The sequence below is a fragment of the Microvirga ossetica genome (assembly GCF_002741015.1).
Classification (GTDB): Bacteria; Pseudomonadota; Alphaproteobacteria; order Rhizobiales; family Beijerinckiaceae; genus Microvirga; species Microvirga ossetica.
The window spans coordinates 214,793-236,460 of record NZ_CP016618.1 but is presented as its reverse complement, the minus strand read 5'-3'; the positions used below and the strand labels follow the sequence as shown (position 1 = coordinate 236,460).

Below are 21,668 nucleotides of genomic sequence, written 5' to 3'. Positions count from 1 at the left end.
GGGTAGCGGCCTCAACGGTGGTGTCAGACGCCGGCCAGGGCGGGAGTCGGACAGGGTCATACGAGCGCTGAGGCCGGGTAACGCTGGCGGAGCAAAGGACCCTGACTTCTGGTGCGCTTTCGACGATGGTGAGGGGAGGATGATTGGCGCGCGACAGGCTGAACAGGTCTCTGCGCGGCTGGTCGAACGACTTCGCCTATGGGACATCTCGGCCAGCCTTCCGTAGGATGGACCAATACGTCACGGAGCGCGTGCGCGCTTTCCTCGCCCGACGGCATAAGGTGCATGGGCGCGGCAACCGACAGTTCACCTTTGACGTGATCCATGGTGAACGCGGTGTGCTGGCTCTGGAACGCTTGCCCCGACCTGCCTCGCCGTGGGCCTTGCGATGAAGCCGGTCGGAGAGCCGGATGCGGTAGCGCCGCACGTCCGGTTCGATGAGCGGGGATGGGAAACGGGGCGTTGCCGCATGGCCCAAGCTACCGCGCCCATCCTCGACTCTACCATCTGAGACGTAAGCCCATGGGCAGCAATCCTCAGGAAACCAGACGTTCCAAAGAGTCCGGGAATCTCAGTTCCCGACCCACTTCGGACGTACGCGCCTTCGGACACCAGCGCAAAGGATCCGAACCCCACGCGGGCTGGACTCTGGAATCGGGAGAATCGGAAATTAATCTATCCCTCATGTGCTGATTGACTCATCATACCAGTAAGCTTACTCTCAGTCCGGGAAGAGCTCTGGAATTCGAGAAAATCGCCGATGTAAGCGCCGCAAGAGCGCTCAAGGCGAAGCATATTGGCCGTTTCGGAGGGAACGAGGCATTGTTCATCCCTGGACTGTATTCGGCAGAGCCTGCCAAGAGCCAGCCGCTCCCAAGCATGGCGGAGTTACCAATCGCAGGATTGTACCAACGCCCCGCTCAAAAGAGGGCGACCTGAAACCAGAAGGAGGAAACAAATGCGAGCTACGAGATTGATGCTGGGCGCAGCTGTCGCCGCGAGTTTAAGTCTCGGGGTGAGTGGCGCGAGTGCCGCCGACCTGATTGCGATTATTACCCCTTCCCACGATAACCCGTTCTTCAAGGCGGAAGCCGACGGTGCGAAGGCGAAGGCGGAAGCCCTTGGTTATGAGACGGTCGTGCTCGTCCATAATGACGACGCGAACAAGCAGTCGCAGCTTATCGACACCGCAATCGCTCGAGGGGCGAAGGCCATCATTCTCGATAATGCAGGTGCGGACGCCACTGTCGCAGCCGTGCAAAAAGCCAAAACCGCTAACGTCCCGTCATTCCTCATCGACCGTGAGATTAACGCCACCGGCGTCGCCGTCGCGCAGATCGTTTCCAACAATTATCAGGGCGCTCAGCTGGGAGCCCAGGAATTCGTCCGCCTCATGGGAGAGAAGGGCAATTTCGTCGAATTGGTCGGCAAGGAGTCCGATACCAATGCTGGCATCCGCTCGAAAGGCTATCACGACATCATCGATGACTATCCCGAGATGAAAATGGTTGCCCGCCAGTCAGCAAACTGGAGCCAGCCTGAAGCCTACGGCAAGATGGAATCGATCCTGCAGGCCAACCCCGACATCAAGGGCGTTATCTCAGGAAACGATACCATGGCTATGGGTGCGTGGGCTGCCTTGGCGGCGGCGGGCCGAAAGGACGTCATCGTCGTCGGGTTTGATGGCAGCAACGATGTGCGCGACTCGATCAAGAGCGGAGGGATCAAGGCGACCGTGCTTCAGCCGGCCTATCGTCAGGCCGAGATCGCTGTCGAGCAGGCCGATAAGTACATCAAGACCAAGACTGCACCCGCACAGGAGAAGCAGCTCATGGATTGCGTCCTGATTACGCCGGAAAACGCAGGCAAGCTCGAGACCTTCGCTCTGACAAACTGATCGCGTTCGGCCATCTCTGATCTTTCCAAGGGGTGGCCAACCCCTCAGGTCCCTCGATAGGACGCAGGACTGATGCTCACCCGGAGTCTTCAGATCGGGACACTTCTGGCAGCTTGCATGACCCTCGGCGCATGCAAGATCGTCGCGACTGCCGCGAAAGACCAGCCGAAATCGCCGGACGGCAGTCCCACTCAAAATGCCGAGTTCTCGTCTGACAGGATGGCGGACGAGATGTGGGATTCCAAGGCGATGCCCTACTTGAGGCGGAAAGCCGGGGCGCTGCCTGAGATCCTGGCCGCGGCACGCCAGAACTTGGACGAGGCCGGGCGCAAGTACGGGTACCGTGAGAAGCAGGACGGATCGCCCTGGACTGTCGTTACAAGATTCAACGGGCAGGTCGTCACCGCGGATACCACGTCTCGTGCGGCCACGGCAGGCGTGGACGTCGACGGCGACGGCAAGGCCGATGCCACCATCCAGATCGGCCCGGCCATCCGGGGTACTGCACTGCGTGATGCCCTCGACTTCGTGTCCTTCACATCGTTCACGAACCAGATTGAGTATGCACAGTTCGGGAAGGCGCTCAATACGCGGGTGGACCGCGTTCTCCTCTCTGGCCTGCCACGGGATCAGTTGGTTGGCCGCAAGGTGTCTGTGCTCGGCGTCTTTCCGCTGGAAAAGCTTGACCAGCCACCGCTCATCACGCCGGCCGAACTCACACTGGGACCGAAGTCGTGACCTCGCCGGTTGACCAGGACGTGGTGCTTAAAGCCGAGGGGATCTCGAAGATCTACTCCGGCACTGTCGCACTACGGCACGCGGACTTCGAGGTCAGGCGCGGTGCCGTGAACGTCCTGGTGGGGGAAAACGGAGCTGGTAAATCGACCATGATGAAGATCATCGCCGGGGTCGAGCAACCGACCACCGGGCGAATTCTCGTCGATGGCATCCCGGTGGAGCTCAAAAACTCCGCCGACGCACTGCGGCAGGGCATCGGGATCGTCTTCCAGGAGCTTAATCTGTTCGGCAACCTGTCCGTGGCGGAGAATATATTCGCTGCTCGCGAGATCACCCATGGCGTGCTTGGGATTGACCATCGGGAGCAGGAGAGGCGGGCGGCAGAGGTCCTCGCACGGCTGCAGGCCCGCATTGACCCGGGGACGCTGGTCGAGACGCTGCGCGTCGGTCAACAGCAGCTTGTCGAGATCGCCAAGGCCGTGATGCAGGATGCCCGCATCCTCATCATGGACGAGCCGACCTCGGCCCTGAGTGCGGCCGAGGTGGAGGTCCTGTTTCGGGTCATTGCCGACTTGAAGGCGCGCGGTGTTGCGATCGTCTATATTTCACATCGGCTGGAGGAGTTGATCCGCATCGGCGACTTCGTCACCGTCCTGCGCGACGGCCAAGTCACAGCCCGCAGCCGGATTCGCGACGTTGGCGTTCCGTGGATCGTACGACAGATGATCGGGTCCGACACTAAGCCCTTTGCCAAGCCCGATCATCACGTCATCGGCCCTGAAGTGTTTCGGGCAGAAGAGGTGTGCCTTCCACGAGACACAGGAGGGTACCTCGTCGATCACGTGTCACTCTCGGTGAGGGCAGGGGAGATTGTTGGGATCTATGGTTTGCTGGGGGCCGGGCGAAGCGAGTTCCTCGAATGCATCATCGGCGATCATGAGCGGGCATCCGGAAGCATTTTTGTCGAAGGGACCAAGCTCGAAACCAAAGATGTGACCAGCCGGATCCGGCATGGCATTTCCTTGATTCCAGAGGACCGGCAGCGGGAAGGTCTCGTGCCCATTCAGTCAGTCGCCAACAATCTTACCATGGCGAGCCTTCACAAGTTCCTGCGCGGCTTTCAGATCCAAAGCAAGGCCGAGACGGGAGCGGTCCGCAAGGCCATCGGCGATTTGACGATCAAGGTATCCGATCCTGCCATTGAAGTCTCCGCCCTCAGCGGCGGGAACCAGCAAAAGGTCGTCATCGGCAAAGCCCTGATGACCGGCCCCAAAGTCCTGCTCATGGACGAGCCCAGCCGAGGGATCGATGTAGGGGCCAAGGCCGATGTCTTCAAAACGATGCGGCAGCTCGCGGCGGAGGGGCTCGGCATTCTTTTCGTGACCTCCGACCTCGAGGAGGTCATGGCACTTTCCGACCGGATCGCCGTCTTGAGCAATGGCCGTCTCATCGATGTCTTTGATCGGGCGACCGCAACTCAGGATCAGATTGTCGAGGCGTCCGCCGTCGGCCACAGGCCCCAACCTTTATTGCAGCCAACCCAAGGGTGATCCGCATGGCCGCCACACAGACCATCGGCAACTCGCGAACCGCCTGGAACGGCAGTGCCGTTGCCTTGGGCTTAATGAAGCTTCGTACCTTCATCGCACTGTTCGCGGTGCTGATCTTTTTCTCGGTTGCCGCGCCAAACTTTTTGAGCACAGCCAACCTGGTGCTGATGTCAAAGCATGTCGCACTAAATGCGATCCTGGCGATTGGCATGACCTTCGTCATCGTGACGGGGGGCATCGACCTGTCCATCGGTTCAATTGTGGGCCTGTGCGGCATGGTCGCCGGCGGCTTGCTCCTGTACGGCATAGATCTGCAGATCGGCTGGACCATCTACTTCAATGTTGTCGAGGTCATTCTTATTACTTTGGCCGTGGGCGTCCTGATCGGCGCCATCAATGGCTTGCTGATCACACGGTTGAACGTAGCGCCATTCATAGCAACCCTAGGTACCCTCTACATGGCTCGTGGCATTGCTCTTTTGTCCTCTGACGGGCGGACGTTTCCAAACCTCGTTGGCAAACCGGAACTGGGCACCACAGGCTTTGGTATCCTCGGATCCGGCACGCTGCTGGGCTTGCCGCTTTCCATCTGGATCCTGGTCGCGATTGGCGCAATGGCGAGCTACGTCGCCCGGAAGATGCCACTGGGTCGGCACATCTTCGCCGTGGGCGGGAACGAGCGGGCGGCAGCCTTGTCGGGTATCCGGGTACGGCGTGTCAAAATGCTCGTCTATATGTTCTCTGGCTTTTGCGCAGCGACCGTCGGACTCATCATCTCGTCGGAACTCATGGCGTCCCACCCGGCGACCGGCGAGACGTTTGAGCTCAATGCGATCGCGGCCGCCGTCCTTGGCGGCACATCCATGTCGGGCGGCCGTGGCAGCGTCGGGGGCACGATCATAGGAGCGTTCGTGATCGGTGTTCTGTCGGACGGCCTCGTCATGATGGGCGTAAGCTCCTTCTGGCAGACTGTGATCAAAGGCCTGGTGATCGTGGCGGCCGTGGTCGTCGACCAGGCCCAGCATCGACTCCAGCAGCGCGTTGCCTCCCTTCAACTGGCCCGGACGGTGTGATCATGGAATTGCGTGGCGCTCTCATCGGCTGTGGCTTTTTTGCCGCCAACCATCTTCATGCCTGGCAAGATGCCCCCGGGGCGACGATCATAGCCATCTGCGACCGTGACTCGGCCCGCTTGGCCGACTATGGCGACAGATTTGGAATTCAGTCCCGGTACACGGATGCGGCCGATCTCTTTGCGCGCGAGAAGCTTGACTTCGTCGATATCGCCACGACAGTGGGGACCCACCGGGTGCTGGTTGAGATGGCGGCGCAGCACCGGGTTCCTGCCATTTGCCAGAAGCCGTTCGCCCCTTCCATGGACGATGCGCGCGCCATGGTTCGTGCCTGCGAGGCGGCGGGGATCCCGCTGATGGTCCACGAAAACTTCCGGTGGCAGACCCCCATCCAAGCGGTCGCGGACGTGATCAGATCAGGACGGATCGGGAGACCTTTCTTTGCGCGGGTCTCGTTCCGGTCGGCCTACGACGTCTTCTCCGGTCAACCTTACCTCGCGGAGGGTGAACGGTTCATCATCGAGGACTTGGGAATCCACATTCTCGACATCGCACGCTTTCTGCTCGGCGATGCCTCACGCATTGCAGCGAGAACGCAGCGGGTCAATCCGGCGATCCGTGGCGAAGATGTTGCCACCATGCTGCTCGATCATACGAATGGCGCCACCTCGGTGGTCGACTGCAGCTATGCCACCCGCTTGGCAACGGAACCCTTTCCCGAAACGCTCGTCGAGGTCGACGGGAGTGACGGCTCCATCAGGATCGGCCAAGGCTATCAGATGGTCGTGACCAGCCCGCAGGGGGTAGAAACCAGAGATGTCGCTCCAACTCTTCTGCCATGGGCAAGCAAGCCGTGGCATACCATCCAGGAGAGTGTGCTCGCGATCCAGAGCCACTGGGTTGAGTGCCTGCGGCAACGGCAAGAACCGGCAACGTCCGGACACGACAATCTCAAGACGTTAGCGCTGGTGGAGGCGGCCTATCGGAGCGCCGCAACCGGCCGAACGATTGACCTGACCAATGGCTAGGCTCGTCATGGACAAGACCTTGCTTCAGACGTTTTTCGGCACCGAGCAGAGCCCGGTCGCGGTGCGTCGCCTGACGGCAGGACGGCTGACGGCCGAGTTGGTCGAGGGCAATCTGAGGACCATCTCTTACGATGGTCTGGAGGTGCTTCGCGCCATCTCCTATGTTGTCCGTGACAAAGACTGGGGGACGTACTCCCCCGTCATCGACGAGTTGGTTGTTTGCGAAAGCGCCGACGAGTTTACCGTCACCTACCATGCGGCCTGCCGGGGCTCGGGGGATCAGAACCTAACCTACCGTGCCGCAATCCATGGCACAGAGGCAGGGGTCACGTTCGATGTCGTGGCCGAGCCTGAGACGGATTTTCTTACGAACCGGTGTGGCTTTTGCATTCTCCACCCCATCGTGGACCTGGCAGGAACGCCCGTCACGGTCGAACATACGGACGGTGAGATGGAGCAATCAGGTCTCCCAGACCTGATCGAGCCGTGGCAGCCGTTCAAGGACATGCGCGCGATTTCCCATCGGGTTGGCCCCGGACTGACCGCGAACTGCCGGATGGAGGGTGGGGTGTGGGAGATGGAGGATCAACGAAATTGGTCTGATGCCTCCTACAAGACGTACGTCCGGCCTTTGGCGTTGCCTTGGCCTTATACCATGCCGCGAGGCATTGCTGATCGACAGACGGTTGCGCTTACCATCGATGATCAACGGCAACCGCTATCCGACACAAGCACCGCTCACAGGCAGGAGGCCGTTGAAATCTCCCTTGAGCCGGCCACCGGGGCATCGCCCAAGATCGGGCTTGTGATCGCTCCGGAGGAGATCGAAGCCACCCTTGCAAATATTGAGCGCCTGCGGGAGGCAGGTCCTCAGGTCCTTCTTTGTCATTTCGATCCGACGGCAGGGCATGGGCTTGAGGCGATAAAGGGGTTCGCAAGGATTGCAGCCGCTTATCCGGCTGAAATGGTGCTTGAGTGTGTTTTCGCGTGCCGCGAGCCACATGAGGTTGAACTTGAGCAGGTTGCCGAGCTGGTGCGGACCGCGGGACTGTCGCTTTCGGCCATAGCTGTGTCTCCCTCTGTAGACCGACAATCGACGCCGCCTGGCAGCGCATGGCCCGAGTGTCCGCCGCTTGGGGATGTCTATGCGTCTGCGCAGAAAGCCTTTCCGAATATCCGGCTCGGCGGCGGCATGTTCAGCTATTTCACGGAACTCAATCGCAAGCGTGTGCCGGTCGAGAAACTTGGCTTCGTGACCCATTGTACCTGCCCGATCGTGCATGCAGCCGATGACCTGAGCGTAATGCAGTCGCTCGAAGCGCTCCCGTTCATCACGCGCTCGGCGCGTGCCTTCATCGGGGATAAGCCATACTGGATTGGACCATCGACGATTGGGATGCGCCAGAATCCGTACGGCTCCCGCACGATGGATAATCCGAACAATGAACGGATTGCCATGGCCTCATGGGATCCCCGACAAGACAGCCTCTTCGCAGCGGCGTGGACGATCGGATATGCGGCGCGCACTGACAAAGCAAAGCTCGAGGTGCTCACAATCGGGGCTCTGACAGGTCCGTTCGGCCTCCTGCGGGATGGGTCTGGCGCGGGTCAGATCAGGCCTGTCTTCCATGCCGCTTCCGGCTTGTGCTCCCTCGCTGGCAAGGAACTGGTCGGATGCCGGTCGAGTCGCCCGTCTGACATCCTCGCAATCGGCGTCATCGGTGAACAAGGGCGTCCAACGATTTGGGCGGCCAATGTGACAGATCGGAAGCAGAGTGTCCGAATAGTCTCTGAAAATTCTCTCTGGAAGATGATCACCCTTGACCAGCACTCGGTCGAGTCCGCGTCTCTTGGCTCACTGGGCACTACAATGAACGTACGTAACGGCGCCTTTGAGATGGAGCCGTTTGCCATCACCCGCCTTGAGGCAGCCTGAAGATATGCAGCGAATCTTAGAGCATCGTTCCAGAAAGTGGGTACAATTTCCGGATCACACGATGCGCTAGCGGCCCTTGGGGCTGACCTTGGCGCGACCGGGCTTCCTGGTGCTTGGCTTTCGGTTTGGCTTTGTCTCGGCCTTATCCTTCTCACTAGAGTTGGGATGATGCTCGTACAGAGAGGCGGACCGATCGAGATGCTTGGTCATTGCCGCCTCTGCTCCGTCAGGATCTCCAGCTTCTATCCGATCGATAATCTCCTCATGTTCGGACAACGTGAACTTTTCCTTGCCGGACCAGATCAGCAACTCGGTGTGGTATTCCTTCAACCAACTGAGCATGGCCTCGCTGACTGCCTCGAAGATGGGATTCCCTGAGATCGCGGCAATCTGCGCATGAAATCTCATATCCTCATTAATGAACGGAGCAGCATTACCCAGGCTATGCCGTTGCCGCTCCAGTGTCTGCCTCAGATGGGCTACATCGTCTTTGCTGGCCTTGAGGGCAGCTTCCCGCACCATGCCGCGCTCGAAGAATCGCCTCGCATTCTTCAAATGATAGAGAGAGGTTGGGGAGGTAGAGAGCAGGATTTGGGCTGTCGCGTCGACCTGCTCGAAGAGCGAGCGCGCGGTCAGCTGGCGAACCCTCGCGCGCTCACCGTGAGTGATGGTGATCAGCCCCATGTTATTGAGGGCCTGCATCGCTTCGCGAATGGCTGGACGGCCCACACGGAAGCGCTCCATGAGCTCGCGCTCCGACGGCATCATGTCGCCTGGGTTGAGTTCTCCAGAGGTTACCATCAGCCTCAACCGGTCGAACACCTCATCCGAGAGCTTCCGGCGAACAATTGCGTCAGTTGGTGCCGTCACAACATCCCTGCTTCTTTAGCCTGATCTCTGTTGCCTGAATTGGTGAACCCGCTCAAGGGACGAAACAGCTCCAGGGACCGAACCTTTCTCAGAGTTTCTATCATATTGGTATAATGATTATAGCTCAAGGTGCGATCATCGCGCTCTTGCGCTGGGCAACGCATGTGCGTAACGCGTGGTCTGTCTAATCCACCTGCAGCTCGCTCAAAAGCGGCGCCTGATGGAATGTGCGGCAGCCTGGCAATCGCTGCTTGGCGCCTGATGAACTGTCCCTTTGCTATTAGACACTTCTCTGATCCAACTCATCGCGATGGTCTGCTCACCGTTCTGCTAGCTGCCTAGCCAGTCCCGCGATCGCCCAACCTGCAAAAGAAATTGATCGCAACATCGCTCATTTGTGCGGAAACTCCTTGCACGTTCTGGTCTGCTGGTATAATGAGTATGCTAACTGTTACCATACGACGATTAAAGCAACTCTTCTGTCCGCACACCGCCAGGCGAAGGGAGGAATGCGCCATCAAGAGCGCAGAAGCCGATATAGAAAGCGCTTATTTGCACTCGTCCCCTTCAGGCTTGAGCGACCGCGCCGGATGTCAAACAGGAGGAACGCCATGCACAAGCCCACCAAGCCTTGGCTCCTTGATCCAGACACCCAGCTTTAAGAGCTGCCTGGATGTTGATGCCCCATCAAATCCGAATGGGTGGGGCTGTGGCGAGGGCAGCCTTGCCGAATTCCGTACAGAGATGCACGTGAGAGGGCACGCTGTGAGCGATCCGACCCGCATCGAGGCCGATTATCTTATCGAGACGACCTTCGAGCCCCGTGCCGCGGCCGAGGCGATGGCAGGGGAGCAGTCGAGCGGAACGTTCGTCCCAGTTCCCGGTGAAACTCCGGAGCTGAAGGCACGATCGGCAGCCCGCATCGAAGCGCTGGACATTCAGAACGGAGAGATACCACAGCCTTCGCTTCCAGGCTCGGCAAACCCCAAGGGCGTGGCCGATCCGATCCGGCGGCAGGCGCGCGTCACGCTGTCCTGGCCACTCGACAACATCGGCCCGTCGCTGCCCAATCTGGTCGCCACGGTTGCAGGGAACCTGTTCGAGCTGCGCCAGTTCTCAGGCCTGCGCCTTCTCGACATGCGCCTGCCCACCGCCTTCGCGCAGGGCTATCCAGGCCCGAAGTTCGGCATTTCCGGGACGCGCCGCCTCGCCGGCGTCGAGGCTCTCCCCCTGATCGGGACCATCATCAAGCCAAGCGTTGGTTTTGGACCCGAGGAAACCGCTGCGCTGACCAAGACCCTGTGCGAAGCCGGCATCGACTTCATCAAGGACGATGAGCTTCAATCCGACGGACCACATTGTCCCTTCGACGAGCGGGTCCGCGCCGTGATGCGCGTCATCAACGATCACGAGGACCGCACGGGCAAGAAGGTGATGTATGCCTTCAATCTCACCGGTGAGCTCGATCAGATGCGGCGTCGCCACGATCTTGTCCTCGAGCTTGGCGGCACCTGCATCATGGCCAGCCTCAACTCGGTGGGCCTCGTCGGCATGGTCGAACTGGGGCGGTTCTCGCAACTGCCGATCCACGCCCATCGCAACGGCTGGGGCTATCTCTCCCGCTCGCCCGTGTTGGGTTGGTCTTACGTCGCCTGGCAAAAGATCTGGCGGCTCGCGGGCGCCGACCACATGCATGTGAATGGTCTGCAGAGCAAATTCTCAGAGTCGGACGAGAGTGTCATCACCTCGGCCCGGGCCTGCCTCACCCCGATGTTTGCGGACAAGCCTTGCATCACCATGCCGGTCTTCTCCTCGGGCCAATCCGCCAAGCAGGCGCCGGGCACCTATGCGGGGCTCGAATCGGCGGACCTGATCGTCACGGCGGGAGGGGGCATCATGGCTCACCCCGATGGTCCCGCCGCTGGCGTGTCGGGCCTGCGCGAGGCCTGGGAGGCGACCTTGGCCGGCATCCCGCTCGGCGACTACGCCCGTGAGCATCCCGCCCTCGCCAAGGCCTTGGAGGCCCGCTCAGCATGAGCGACATGGCTGTCTCGAATGTCCTGCCGGACGGTCTTCTCGTCAGCTTCTACGGCGACGATTTCACCGGCTCGACCTCGGTCATGGAGGCCCTGACCTTCGCCGGCCTCCCCACGGTGCTCTTTCTTGATACCCCGACGGCGGAGCAGTTCGCGAGGTTTGCAGGATACCGGGGCATTGGGATCGCAGGCATTGCCCGGTCGCAGTCGCCGAACTGGATGACGGCGAATCTACCCCGAATCTTTGAGACGATGGCAGCGCTTAATGCTCCCATTGCACATTACAAAGTCTGCTCGACCTTCGACTCGGCACCACACGTCGGCTCGATCGGGCGGGCGATCGATCTCGCGGCTCCTAAGCTTGGCGGCGATTGGCATCCGCTCATCGTTGCGGATCCGCCGATTGGGCGCTACCAAGTCTTCGGCAACCTGTTCGCTGTCGCGGATGATGTTGGTTACCGGCTCGACCGGCATCCAACCATGTCCTGCCACCCGGTCACTCCCATGAGCGAAGCGGATGTCCGCCGGCACCTCCAGCAGCAGACCAATAAAGACATCGGTCTGGTCGATTATCTTGCCCTGAAGCGTGGCGAAGCCGTCACAAGGCTGAAGGACGAACGCGCCCGGGGGGCCGAGATCGTGGCAATCGATGTCGCCGACGGCGAGACGCTTGCTGCAGCCGGTCGACTGGTTTGGGAAAACCGCGGGGACCGGATTTTCGCGGTAGGTTCACAAGGCTTGGAGAATGCTCTGGTTGCTCATTGGCAGGCCACAGGCCTGCTCGACAAGCCACGCCGTGAGTTCCGGTCCGCCTCGGTCGAGCGGATTGTCTGCGTCTCCGGTTCGTGCTCGCCGGTAACCGCGGGACAAATCGCGTTCGCGGAGCAAAACGGGTTTGCCGGGATCCGGCTCGATGCTGCACAGGCTGCGGACAGACGGGAATGGGAACGGGAGCTCGGACGGGCTGAGGATCAAGCACTCGCAGCCATTGCTGCGGAGAGGGATCCGCTCGTCTTCACGGCCGCCGGCCCGGACGACCCCGCGCTCGCCTGCGTGGCGTCCGCCGTCGAGGCGAGCGGGCAGTCTGCCGGGGAGATCAATGATCGGATTGGATCTGGCCTTGGACGGATCCTAGACAGAGTTATGCGGCGTGCCCGGCTCACGCGCGCAGTCATCGCCGGAGGCGATACATCCGGCCATGCCGCCCGCGAGCTCGGCATCTACGCGCTCACCGCCACAGCACCGATTGCTCCCGGTTCGCCACTCTGCCGGGCGTACACGGACGATCCAGCCCATGCTCAACTCGAAATTGCGCTCAAGGGTGGGCAGATCGGAGCGCCCGACTTTTTCTGCGCTGTGAGGCAGGGCGGAGCCTGTCCCCAATACTGAACGAGGAGAGAAAGATGACGAAGATCGCATTGCTCGGCGCCGGTGGAAAGATGGGGGTCCGCCTGGCCACTAACCTGCGTGGATCACGGTTTGACGTTGACCACGTCGAGATTTCCGAAGACGGGCGCCAACGTTTGGCATCTGCCATCGGGGTAGACTGCGTTGATCAGGATCAGGCTCTTGCCGGAGCGGACGTCGTTGTCATGGCCGTTCCGGACCGGCTGATCGGCAAGATCGCACACAGTATTATCGACAAGGTCCGGTCCGGCACGGCATTCATCGTGCTCGATGCCGCCGCGCCGCACGCCGGCGAAATGCCTAACAGACCGGATGTGACATACTTCGTCACTCATCCCTGTCACCCATCGGTGTTCAACGACGAAACCGACCCCGAGGCCAAGAACGACTTCTTCGGCGGCGTAAAAGCCAAGCAGCATATCGTATGTGCCCTGATGCAAGGTCCCGAGGAGCATTACGCCCTCTGCGAGGAGATCGCCCGCACGATCTACAAGCCCGTCATCGCGGCCCATCGCTGTACGGTCGAGCAGATCGCGATCCTTGAGCCCGCCCTCTCAGAAACAGTCGCGATTACTATGTGCATCGCTCTTCGTGAGGCCACCGAAGAGGCGATTCGGCGCGGCGTGCCGCGTCAGGCCGCTGTCGAGTTCGTGCTGGGGCACATCAACATCGGACTTTCCATCGCCTTCGAAGTCTTCCCGGAAGGCCGCTTCTCGGACGGTGCCTTGCATGCGATCGAGCAGGCCAAACCTCAAATTTTCCGCGAAGGCTGGCTGGAGCGCGTCTTCGACCCGAAGGCCGTTATGCAATCCGTGAAAGAGATCTGCAAAGCGGCCTGACCGTTACCTGCCGACACGGACGAGGATCGCGTCACGCGGCGCGATGCTTCAAGAGCAAGAACATAAAGACAGCCGAATTCAAAACAGGAGGAAGTTACGCCATGAACGCCTTATCTTGGAACGCCTTGTCTCGCCGATCGATCGTTGCCGCGGCTCTTTTGCTTGGCACTGCGCCGGCTTTGGCTCAGCCCGTACCCACCCGTCCCGTTACCCTCGAACTATTCGGCCTGGCGTCGCACAACTGGCAACTGGTCATCGACCGCTTTCAAGCCCAGTACCCGAACATCAAAATCAAGTTCACGAAGTTCAGCACTGACGAGATGAAGCAGGCGCTTCGCGTGGGCGCATCCTCAGGCAAGCTTCCTGATCTCTGGTGGAACTGGGGCGGGTCGCTTGCTTCGCCGTACAACCGTGCCGGCTACGCGCTCAAAATCACGCCGGAGATGCAAAAAGAGTACGGCATCGACCAGAATGTGACGCCCGCATCGCTCGACATTACGCGGGATGGCGCTGATCTTTACGGTATTCCCAACAAGATCGGCCCATTTGGTTTCATCTACAAGAAGGCACTTTTCGCAAAGTACAACATCAAGGAGCCGACCACATTCCAAGAGCTCGAGAAGGCCGCCGAAACCCTTAAGGCGAATGGCGTTACGCCCTTCTCGATCGGAGGCAAGTTCAGCTGGATGACCATGCGGTTCTTCGACTTCTTCCTCGAGCACTATGCAGGTCCGGCTGGTCACGACGCATTGCTTAACACAGAAACGCCGTGGACATCCGATCCAGTGGTCAAGTCATTCGCGAAATTGAAGGAATGGTCCGACAAGGGGTATTTCCCAAAGGGCTTCCTCAACATCGATCCGAGCACCAATCTTCCTCTGCTCTACAACGATCAGGCGGCGATCGTCTTCGATACCCCGTCGCTGGAAACCAGCCGCATCATTCGGGAGAACATGTCGCCGGCTGATTATGGTACATTCCCACTTCCGACGGATCACAAGCCATTGCGTGCGCCAGGATCCCCGTCCCAGTTCCAGGTCAACGCCAAGACGCCGGAGGAAACGAGGCAGGCGGCACTGCTCTTTGTGAGCTTCGCGGCGCGTCCGGAAATCGCTCCGGTGACGGCGGAAGCAGTCGGCTATCCCAGCGCGACAAAAGGCATTCTGCCCCCTGAAAACCTCCCGATCCAGCGGAAGTGGGCCGAGTGGACGCAAGGTGAGGTCGGCTTCTACAAGCTGACGGATCAGGGGCTTCCTCAAGACGTGGTGGCATCGTACTTCGAGGCACAAGACTCGGTCATCCTTGGGGCTATGAAACCTGAAGAGGCGGCCGAGCAGGTTCAGGAAGCCATCACGCGTTTCAAGAAGCGCAACAACTGACATCCTTGGCTCTCCTGCGAGGTGCAGCGCCATGACATCCATCCCGGTCGATATGAAAGCCGGCAGCCAGACCATGAGACGTGCTCTCCCGCAGTCTCTTGTGGCTTGGCTGTTCCTTGCTCCGGCAGCAGTCATATTCGCAGTCGTTCTTATCTATCCAATGACCTATTCGGCCTGGTTGAGCCTGTTTCAATGGGACGGGGTCTCTCCGAACAAGGTCTGGGTGGGTGTTGAGAACTACGTTGAGCTGTTCACGGCAAACCGGGTATTCTGGATCGCATTGAAGAACAATGTGTTCTGGAGTCTGCTCTCACTCGTCATCCCAACAGGGATCGGCTTAGGCCTTGCCCTGCTTCTCAACACGGCGTTTCGGGGAAGTTCGTTTTTCCGGAGCGTCTTCTACTTTCCGGCGATCCTGTCGATGAGCATCGTCGGCCTGATCTGGAGCTGGATGTACCATCCGACACTCGGTCTCATCAATCAGTCCCTCGCTGCCATTGGGCTAACTGGATTGGAGAATAATTGGCTGTCCGATCCTTCAATCGCACTCTATTCGGTCTTCGTCGCCGCAACCTGGCATAATGCGGGCCTCCCGATGCTGCTGTTCCTCGCTGGCTTGCAGACCATCCCCAAGGAGGTCATGGAGGCTTCGCGCATCGACGGTGCGACCCGCCTGCAGAGCTTCTGGTTTGTCACCTTTCCGATGCTGCGGGAGACGACAATGGTCGTGGTTGCGATCACGGCGATCAATTCCCTCAAGGTCTATGACATCATCTACGTGATGACCTACGGCGGTCCCGCCAATCGGACCCAGGTCCTCGGAACATGGATGTATTTTCTCACATACAACCATAACGAGGTTGGCCTCGGCACGGCGATAGCAGTCATCCTCTTCGGTCTGACATTGTTCTTCGCCATTCCTTACACCCGCCACATGGTGAGAAACTGATGACAGCCTCCGTTGCTCCCTTACCCGATGTTACCGTACGGGCGCCGCGGTTGGCGGTCGGATCATACGTGTTCTATATCGCGATCGCGGTTGCTGCACTCATCTGGTCATCGCCACTGTTTATCCTCTTCTTTACCGCCCTGAAGAGTGCCAATGACTTCGCTCAGAACGGAACCTTTTCTCTGCCGCAAACGATTGAGCTCTCGAATTTCGCCAAGGCATGGGACGTCGGGATCAGGACATACTTCATGAACTCTCTTGTCCTCACCCTCATAAAGGTGCCGACAGGGGTCTTCATATGCTCGCTTGCGGCATTCGCGCTCGCAAAGATGCGCTTGCGGGGCGCTCGGGCCATCTTCACGATCTTCGTCCTCGGACTGGTCGTGCCAATGCAAATGACGCTCGTGCCCTTGACCACATTGTATCAGCACTTGGGACTGATCGATTCACTGCCGGGCTTGTTTTTCCTTTACCTCGGCTTTGGACTGCCGTTGGGAATTCTGATTCTGCGCGGCTATTTCCGCTCAATCCCAGATGAGATGATTGAAGCGGCATTCATCGATGGCTGCTCCTGGTGGGATGTCTATTGGCGGATTGTCATACCGGTCTCGAAGCCCGCCATCGTATCGCTTCTCATCCTGGACGGCATATCGACCTGGAACGAGTTCATCCTCGCGCAGATATTCATCCGGACCCAGGCCAATCGTACTCTGCCACTGGGAGTCGTGCAGTTCAGCACGGAGTTCTCGACAGCATATGAACTCCTCGCGGCCGGACAGATCATCACCATTATGCCGTTGATCCTGCTCTACCTGTTCTTCCAGCGATACTTCGTCCATGGCATGGCCGGAGCGATCAAATAATCTGAGACCGCACTGACATAGGAGAAAAGAGTGCTACCCATCGAAAAGAGAGCTCGTATCATCCTCAACACGGATGCGAAGAACGAGGCTGACGACCAGTACACGATCGTTCATGCACTTCTGACGCCGACCTTCGATTTGCATGGGATTATTCCGGCGCACTTCGGATCGATTAAGTCGAAATCCAGTCTTAGGGACAGTCACGATGAGGTCGTGAAAATCCTGGATCTGATGAGCCTTAAGGATCGCGTTCGAGTGGAGCCCGGAGCCGAGGGCTCAATGCCCGATGAAACTACTCCAATGGCCTCGGCAGGCGCGCGCCTGATTGTCGAAGAGGGAATGAAGGATGATCCCCGACCCCTCTATGTGGCATTCCTTGGGCCACTCACCGATATGGCCGCGGCCCTGCTGAAGGAGCCTCGTCTGAATGAGCGGAATATCTGCGTTGTTTGGATTGGAGGAGGGCAGTGGCCTGTTGGCGGTCGCGAATATAACCTGTCGAACGATATCCATGCCGCCAACGTGGTCATGAAGTCGAAAGTCCAGCTGTGGCAGATACCCATGCCGGTCTACCGCATGATGGCCGTCAGCTACGCGGAGCTCATGGAGCGTGTCTATGACAAGGGAGCGATTGGCAAGTATCTTGTCGAGCAGCTGATCGACTGGAATCTGAGAATGCATGCTGGCCCGATTGAGCACAGATCGCTTGGCGATACGCCAGCCCTGTCGGTCATTCTCAATCCGAACGGTGGCATCTCGGAATGGTTGCCTGCGCCCGAGTTCAACAGCTTGATGAATTATGTTCATACAGGCGCCAATCGGCCGATCAAGGTCTACCACAGCATTGATGTGAGATACATCCTTGAGGATTTCTATGCCAAGCTGAACCGCTTCACCCGAGGCGAACAGGAATTGGCCAACTTCGTCTGAGCCGTCTCTACTTCGTCTCGGAGCTTCCTGTGAGAACTGCTTCCCAGGGCAGCTACGACGGCGTGCACCGTGCCACCCTGCTGCAAGCGTCCTGTCAATCGAGGAGATCCGCGCCATGGTGGAGGAACTCATCGAAGCTCACGGGGACGCCATGTCGAAGGGTGTTCGGACTGCCACGACGCCGCCCAGGACAGAAGACTTCGGAGGAAATCTCATGGCCTCAGTTGAGATCCGCAACATTCGAAAGAACTTCGGAACCGTCCCGGTCATTCACGGTGTCTCCATCGAGATCCAGGACGGCGAGTTCGTAATCCTGGTCGGGCCGTCCGGCTGTGGCAAATCCACCCTCCTGCGCATGATCGCGGGACTGGAAAGCGTGTCCGGCGGCGAGCTTCGCATCGGCCCGAAGGTCGTGAACGACGTTCCGCCCAAGGAGCGCGACATCGCGATGGTGTTCCAGAGGTACTGTCAACTTGACGGCCGAGTAGACAAAGGTAATTACCCACGCCCCTATTTCGCACTGAGGTTCAGGCGGACACAGTCTGAAGAATTATCTTGAACGCGTTGGTTCCCGGACCGAGACGAGCCGTGTCAACGACCGTGCGTATGTCCGCTTCGCCCTCGGCGGCCCACATGGAGCGATAGCCGTTGGTCACCTTGCGCTGGATCACGGCCGGTCTGAGCGCGCGTTCGCAGGCGTTGTTGGTCGCATCAACCAGTCCAGGCCAGTGGGCGAAGGTCAGAAGCTGATCGCGGGCGCGCCGGACCTTGTTCTGAATGTCACGGGCCAGATCGCAGGAGGTCGGCGCGGCCAGGATCGCGTCCAGACTGCGCTCCAGGGCGCGGCGCTTGCGAGCGAGGGTCGAGGCGGCAAGGGTTGCGACCTCCTCCGCCAGGGCAAAGGCCCGGTGCAGCCACAGCTGGAGGCGGGAGGGCAGGACATCCGCGCTCGCCTCATCGGCAGAGGCGACGTCGCGGGAAAGATGGGCCAGGCAGGTCTGGTGGGCGTCGGCATGGCCCTGTTGCGCGCTGTAGCGGTCGGAGCACCAGACCTCGGGTCGGTGCCCGTCCATCATCGTCCGGACCACGATGGCGCCCCGGGTCGGCGAGGCGTGATGGACCACCGCCTCGGCGCAGCGAAACACCCAATGAGAGGCGTTCGAGCCCTCGATCCGGACGCCGGTCTCATCCGAGGCGGTGACCCGGGCCCGGCGCAACGCCGCAACCGCCTTGTCGCGCTCGCCCGCGAAGGCGCCCTGCGCCCGGCGCAGCATGGTCATCAGGCCGCCCTGGCTGACGGTGAGCCCGAACAGATCCGCGAATGCGCTTTGCAGCCGCTCGTAGGACAGAGCCTGGAAGGTCTTGAGATAAGTCGCCATGGCATGGACGCGGGGCCCGAACGGTGTCCCCTTTGCGGCGTCCGGCACGGCCGCGGCGACCCGCGTTCCACACGCCCGGCAGCGCACCGCCAGGCGCCGATGCTGGGTGACGCGGGGCGCCACCTCCGGCAGCTCAATCTGCTCGTGGAGGCTGATCGTCTCCGCCGGCCAATCCGCCATCAGGACAGCCGAACAGCACGAGCACCGGTCAGGACGGTGCTCGACCACCTCATCAGGCGTGGCGCTGAGGATCCGGCTGTGGCCTTCATGACCGGGCTTGGCTCCGCCCGGTTTGGAGCGCTCGCGCTGCTCCTTGCGATCGGTCGAGGGCGGCTTTGAGGACGTGCGTGAGGTCTTTTGCGGCCGCTGCAGTCGCAGCACCAGCTCGATCAGCTCTTCCTTGCTCAGACGCTCAAGATCGCTGCGGCCCATACAGGCATGGAATCAGCGAAGCCCGACTTGTGCAAGGGCCTGGGTAATTACAGACAAAGCTGTCGCTGGCGCAGCCATCATGCTGGTCTACATCAGCCTACGAGGGCAGCCCAGCAACCTCGCGCCAGGTAGCAAAGGCGTGGTCTCGGGCGGCTCGGTACTCACTGGCCGAAAGGCGATGGCGGCGGAGCTGGAAGTGGTTGTGGATCGGAGTGTGAGTGGCGAGGAATTGCTGTGCGTGCCGGACGGACTTGAACCGCCTCATGTGACGCTCCCGCCGTCGGGTCGGTTGGTGCGAGACTTCACAGCGGTTGTTGAGATACCAGCTCTGCCGATGTTCAACGCCTGGCAGGATCTCACGCTTGGCGGCACCATAGGATCCAAGTTTGTCGGTCCCGATGACCCTGGGCACATAGCACAAGCCCTTGAGCAGCTTGCGGAAGAAGCGCTTGGCGGCCGTCTTGTTGCGGCGGCTCTGCACCAGCACATCGAGCACGTTGCCATGCTGATCAACGGCTCGCCAGAGGTAGTGCAGTTTGCCTCGGATGCGGACAAACACCTGGCGAGTCGCGCGGGGGAATCTCACCCCCGCGTGCTCCCAGAACAGTACGTGACGTGGAGTAGGGCATCGGCGAGTTACCTCTTGGTACTTTTCCGGTGCCCTCTTCCCAAACCGGACATGAGTCTTTCGGTCTCATCCGGCTTTCCAGTGTCTTATCTCACGCCATCCAGAACGGTCCCGGTGGATGTCCTGGTGGCACCGGGTACAGACGACCAGAGTTTTGCGACGGCGTGAAGCCATTCGCTTGACCCACAAGGGTTGGTCATTGCGATCCGGTCGATCCAGATCTACGAGACGGCGGACGTGGTGGACCTCGAAAGGTCCCTCTTCGGAGCCGCAATGCTCGCATTTCTGTGCAAGCAGACGTTGGACGACCTCGCTGCGGACGCCGCTGTAGACTCTGGGCGGACGGTCGCTCAAGATCGCATCCTCTTTCCATGCCAACGAGATGCCGCCGAACATGGCCACAAGTGGCTTCTGGCCCTCACCCCGCTCCCGTGTGACGACCAGGGCCGTCTGGGTGCGTCCTCGATCCTCCACCTCCATTCGCAGTCGACGATAGATCGGGGCGATCTTCGTCTTGTGCTTGTTGGCGAGGAGTGAGGTGCGCATCACCTGATGCACCCTCCAGAGGCGGTGGGCATTGAATGCCAGCAGGTAGTATTGAACGAAGCCGCGATACTCCGCTCCGTATTGGCTGACGATGCTGAAGTCGGCATCGTGCAGCCGTTCGGGTCGGTGCACGGCCTTTCCGTCCTGCATGTAGCGGCGGCATTGCTTCACGATCACATCGTTCGGGACTTTCAGACGGACCAAGCCATTGATGATGCGCTGACCACGTTGGTCGTGCTTTTCATCGGCATGGAGTGCCACGACTTCGTATCCGAGGAACCGCGCCGCATGGTGGCGGGCGTGGGTGATCAACGTCTTTGCCTCGGAGAGTTCCAACCGCAATGTCTCGCGAAGGAACTGGCCGATGCGGCGTTTGATCGCCTCGGCTTCGTGTCGGGGGCCGCTGAATCCGAGCAGCCAATCGTCCGCATACCGGACATACCAAAGCCGTCGGAAGTCGGGGTCTTCAGGGTCACGCGAAGGCATGGCTTGCGCTTGCTTACGCAGGCGTGCCGCCTCCTCATGGTTGCCTCGATCCCCTGCTCGTCGAGCGGCGTTGATGATGGCCTTGTATCTCGGGTCATTTCTGCGTCGGTTCCCCGATTGTAGATCGGGAGCAGGTTCTCCTCTACGAACCGATCTAACTTGTCGAGGTAGATATTAGAGAGGAGCGGGCTGAGCACTGACCCTTGCGGGCTGCCACTCAGCGTAGCGTTGTATCGCCAGTCCTCCATGTATCCGGCCTTGAGCATGTTAGATACGAGGCGCAGCAGCCGGTTATCTCGGACGGTTTCGGACAACGTCTCCAACAAAACCTCATGGCAAATGTTGTCGAAGCAGCCTTTGATATCGCCCTCGATGAACCACTTCACGCCTCGCCATTTTTGGGTGATTTCCCGCAGCGCCGTGTGGCAGCCACGTCCTTGGCGGAATCCATGGGAGTGGTCGCTGAACCGTGGTTTATAGTAAGCGTCGAGCAGGAGGCGGATAACCTCTTGGACGAGCTTATCGGACCATGGGGGCAGACCAAGCGGACGCTTTTTCCCGCTTTTCTTCGGGATACATATCCGCTTCACCGGAGACCATCGGTAGGCTTCACGGCGCAGAGTGCCGATGATCCTGTCGATTTTCTCCAGAGACATGGCGTCCACGGTCTCAGCCGTGACGCCAGGGGTCATCGCCCCGTCG

The 21,668-nt window shown here is 59.9% G+C and carries 18 protein-coding genes and 2 pseudogenes; 15 read left to right on the top strand and 5 right to left on the bottom strand.

The features are described 5' to 3' along the window. Window positions 1–143: 143 nt before the first annotated feature. The 7 genes from BB934_RS35600 (at window position 144) to apnL (ending at window position 8,222) form a co-directional block, all read left to right on the top strand. Window positions 144–392, top strand: a complete 249-nt coding sequence (locus BB934_RS35600) for a group II intron maturase-specific domain-containing protein (protein WP_099514507.1) — start codon at window positions 144–146, stop codon at window positions 390–392. Between the two features lie 566 nt (window positions 393–958). Continuing rightward, window positions 959–1,897 carry a D-ribose ABC transporter substrate-binding protein gene (locus BB934_RS35595; protein ID WP_099514506.1) on the top strand — a complete coding sequence of 313 codons (939 nt, stop codon included), beginning with the start codon at window positions 959–961 and terminating at the stop codon, window positions 1,895–1,897. Between the two features lie 72 nt (window positions 1,898–1,969). After that, complete coding sequence (locus BB934_RS35590; RefSeq protein ID WP_099514505.1) at window positions 1,970–2,635, top strand: DUF2291 family protein; 666 nt, start codon at window positions 1,970–1,972, stop codon at window positions 2,633–2,635. Next, window positions 2,632–4,185 carry a sugar ABC transporter ATP-binding protein gene (locus BB934_RS35585; protein ID WP_099514504.1) on the top strand — a complete coding sequence of 518 codons (1,554 nt, stop codon included), beginning with the start codon at window positions 2,632–2,634 and terminating at the stop codon, window positions 4,183–4,185. The genes BB934_RS35590 and BB934_RS35585 overlap by 4 nt, the downstream gene beginning before the upstream one ends. 5 nt (window positions 4,186–4,190) lie before the next feature. Beyond that, window positions 4,191–5,258, top strand: a complete 1,068-nt coding sequence (locus tag BB934_RS35580) for an ABC transporter permease (protein ID WP_099514858.1) — start codon at window positions 4,191–4,193, stop codon at window positions 5,256–5,258. Beyond that, on the top strand, window positions 5,258–6,286 hold the full coding sequence (locus tag BB934_RS35575) for a Gfo/Idh/MocA family protein (protein WP_099514857.1): 1,029 nt from the start codon (window positions 5,258–5,260) through the stop codon (window positions 6,284–6,286). Before BB934_RS35580 ends, BB934_RS35575 begins: the two co-directional genes overlap by 1 nt. Beyond that, window positions 6,279–8,222, top strand: coding sequence for a D-apionate lactonase (apnL, locus tag BB934_RS35570; protein WP_418294812.1), 1,944 nt, complete (start codon window positions 6,279–6,281; stop codon window positions 8,220–8,222). The genes BB934_RS35575 and apnL overlap by 8 nt, the downstream gene beginning before the upstream one ends. A gap of 66 nt (window positions 8,223–8,288) precedes the next feature. Here apnL and BB934_RS35565 read toward each other — a convergent pair whose 3' ends face one another. Continuing rightward, complete coding sequence (locus BB934_RS35565) at window positions 8,289–9,092, bottom strand: transcriptional regulator NanR (RefSeq protein ID WP_099514503.1); 804 nt, start codon at window positions 9,090–9,092, stop codon at window positions 8,289–8,291. A 765-nt stretch (window positions 9,093–9,857) separates the two neighbouring features. Between BB934_RS35565 and BB934_RS35560 the strand changes: the two genes are divergently transcribed. From BB934_RS35560 to BB934_RS35525, 8 genes and pseudogenes are all read left to right on the top strand, one after another. Beyond that, window positions 9,858–11,129 carry a ribulose-bisphosphate carboxylase large subunit family protein gene (locus tag BB934_RS35560; RefSeq protein WP_099514502.1) on the top strand — a complete coding sequence of 424 codons (1,272 nt, stop codon included), beginning with the start codon at window positions 9,858–9,860 and terminating at the stop codon, window positions 11,127–11,129. Beyond that, window positions 11,126–12,517: a four-carbon acid sugar kinase family protein gene (locus BB934_RS35555; protein WP_099514501.1), complete on the top strand. Its 1,392-nt coding sequence runs from the start codon at window positions 11,126–11,128 to the stop codon at window positions 12,515–12,517. The genes BB934_RS35560 and BB934_RS35555 overlap by 4 nt, the downstream gene beginning before the upstream one ends. A 14-nt stretch (window positions 12,518–12,531) precedes the next feature. Beyond that, window positions 12,532–13,374 carry a phosphogluconate dehydrogenase C-terminal domain-containing protein gene (locus tag BB934_RS35550; protein ID WP_099514500.1) on the top strand — a complete coding sequence of 281 codons (843 nt, stop codon included), beginning with the start codon at window positions 12,532–12,534 and terminating at the stop codon, window positions 13,372–13,374. Between the two features lie 101 nt (window positions 13,375–13,475). Next, entirely contained in the window at window positions 13,476–14,753 is a 1,278-nt protein-coding gene (locus BB934_RS35545) for an ABC transporter substrate-binding protein (RefSeq protein WP_099514499.1), read from the top strand. A 31-nt stretch (window positions 14,754–14,784) separates the two neighbouring features. Further along, entirely contained in the window at window positions 14,785–15,702 is a 918-nt protein-coding gene (locus tag BB934_RS35540) for a carbohydrate ABC transporter permease (protein ID WP_099514498.1), read from the top strand. Continuing rightward, on the top strand, window positions 15,702–16,565 hold the full coding sequence (locus tag BB934_RS35535) for a carbohydrate ABC transporter permease (RefSeq protein WP_099514497.1): 864 nt from the start codon (window positions 15,702–15,704) through the stop codon (window positions 16,563–16,565). The genes BB934_RS35540 and BB934_RS35535 overlap by 1 nt, the downstream gene beginning before the upstream one ends. A 30-nt stretch (window positions 16,566–16,595) precedes the next feature. Continuing rightward, window positions 16,596–17,495, top strand: coding sequence for a nucleoside hydrolase (locus tag BB934_RS35530; protein WP_099514496.1), 900 nt, complete (start codon window positions 16,596–16,598; stop codon window positions 17,493–17,495). A 214-nt stretch (window positions 17,496–17,709) separates the two neighbouring features. After that, window positions 17,710–17,962, top strand: a pseudogene (locus BB934_RS35525) (ATP-binding cassette domain-containing protein); the annotation flags it as partial. A gap of 60 nt (window positions 17,963–18,022) precedes the next feature. Here BB934_RS35525 and tnpC read toward each other — a convergent pair. The 4 genes and pseudogenes from tnpC to BB934_RS49650 form a co-directional block, all read right to left on the bottom strand. Beyond that, entirely contained in the window at window positions 18,023–19,306 is a 1,284-nt protein-coding gene (gene tnpC / locus BB934_RS35520; RefSeq protein ID WP_099514495.1) for an IS66 family transposase, read from the bottom strand. 97 nt (window positions 19,307–19,403) lie between these two features. Continuing rightward, window positions 19,404–19,868: pseudogene (locus tag BB934_RS35515) on the bottom strand (IS6 family transposase); the annotation flags it as partial. A gap of 132 nt (window positions 19,869–20,000) precedes the next feature. Continuing rightward, window positions 20,001–20,792, bottom strand: a complete 792-nt coding sequence (locus BB934_RS49655; protein WP_237050591.1) for an HNH endonuclease — start codon at window positions 20,790–20,792, stop codon at window positions 20,001–20,003. After that, window positions 20,789–21,658, bottom strand: a complete 870-nt coding sequence (locus BB934_RS49650) for a reverse transcriptase/maturase family protein (RefSeq protein ID WP_237050590.1) — start codon at window positions 21,656–21,658, stop codon at window positions 20,789–20,791. The genes BB934_RS49655 and BB934_RS49650 overlap by 4 nt, the downstream gene beginning before the upstream one ends. Window positions 21,659–21,668 lie beyond the last annotated feature (10 nt).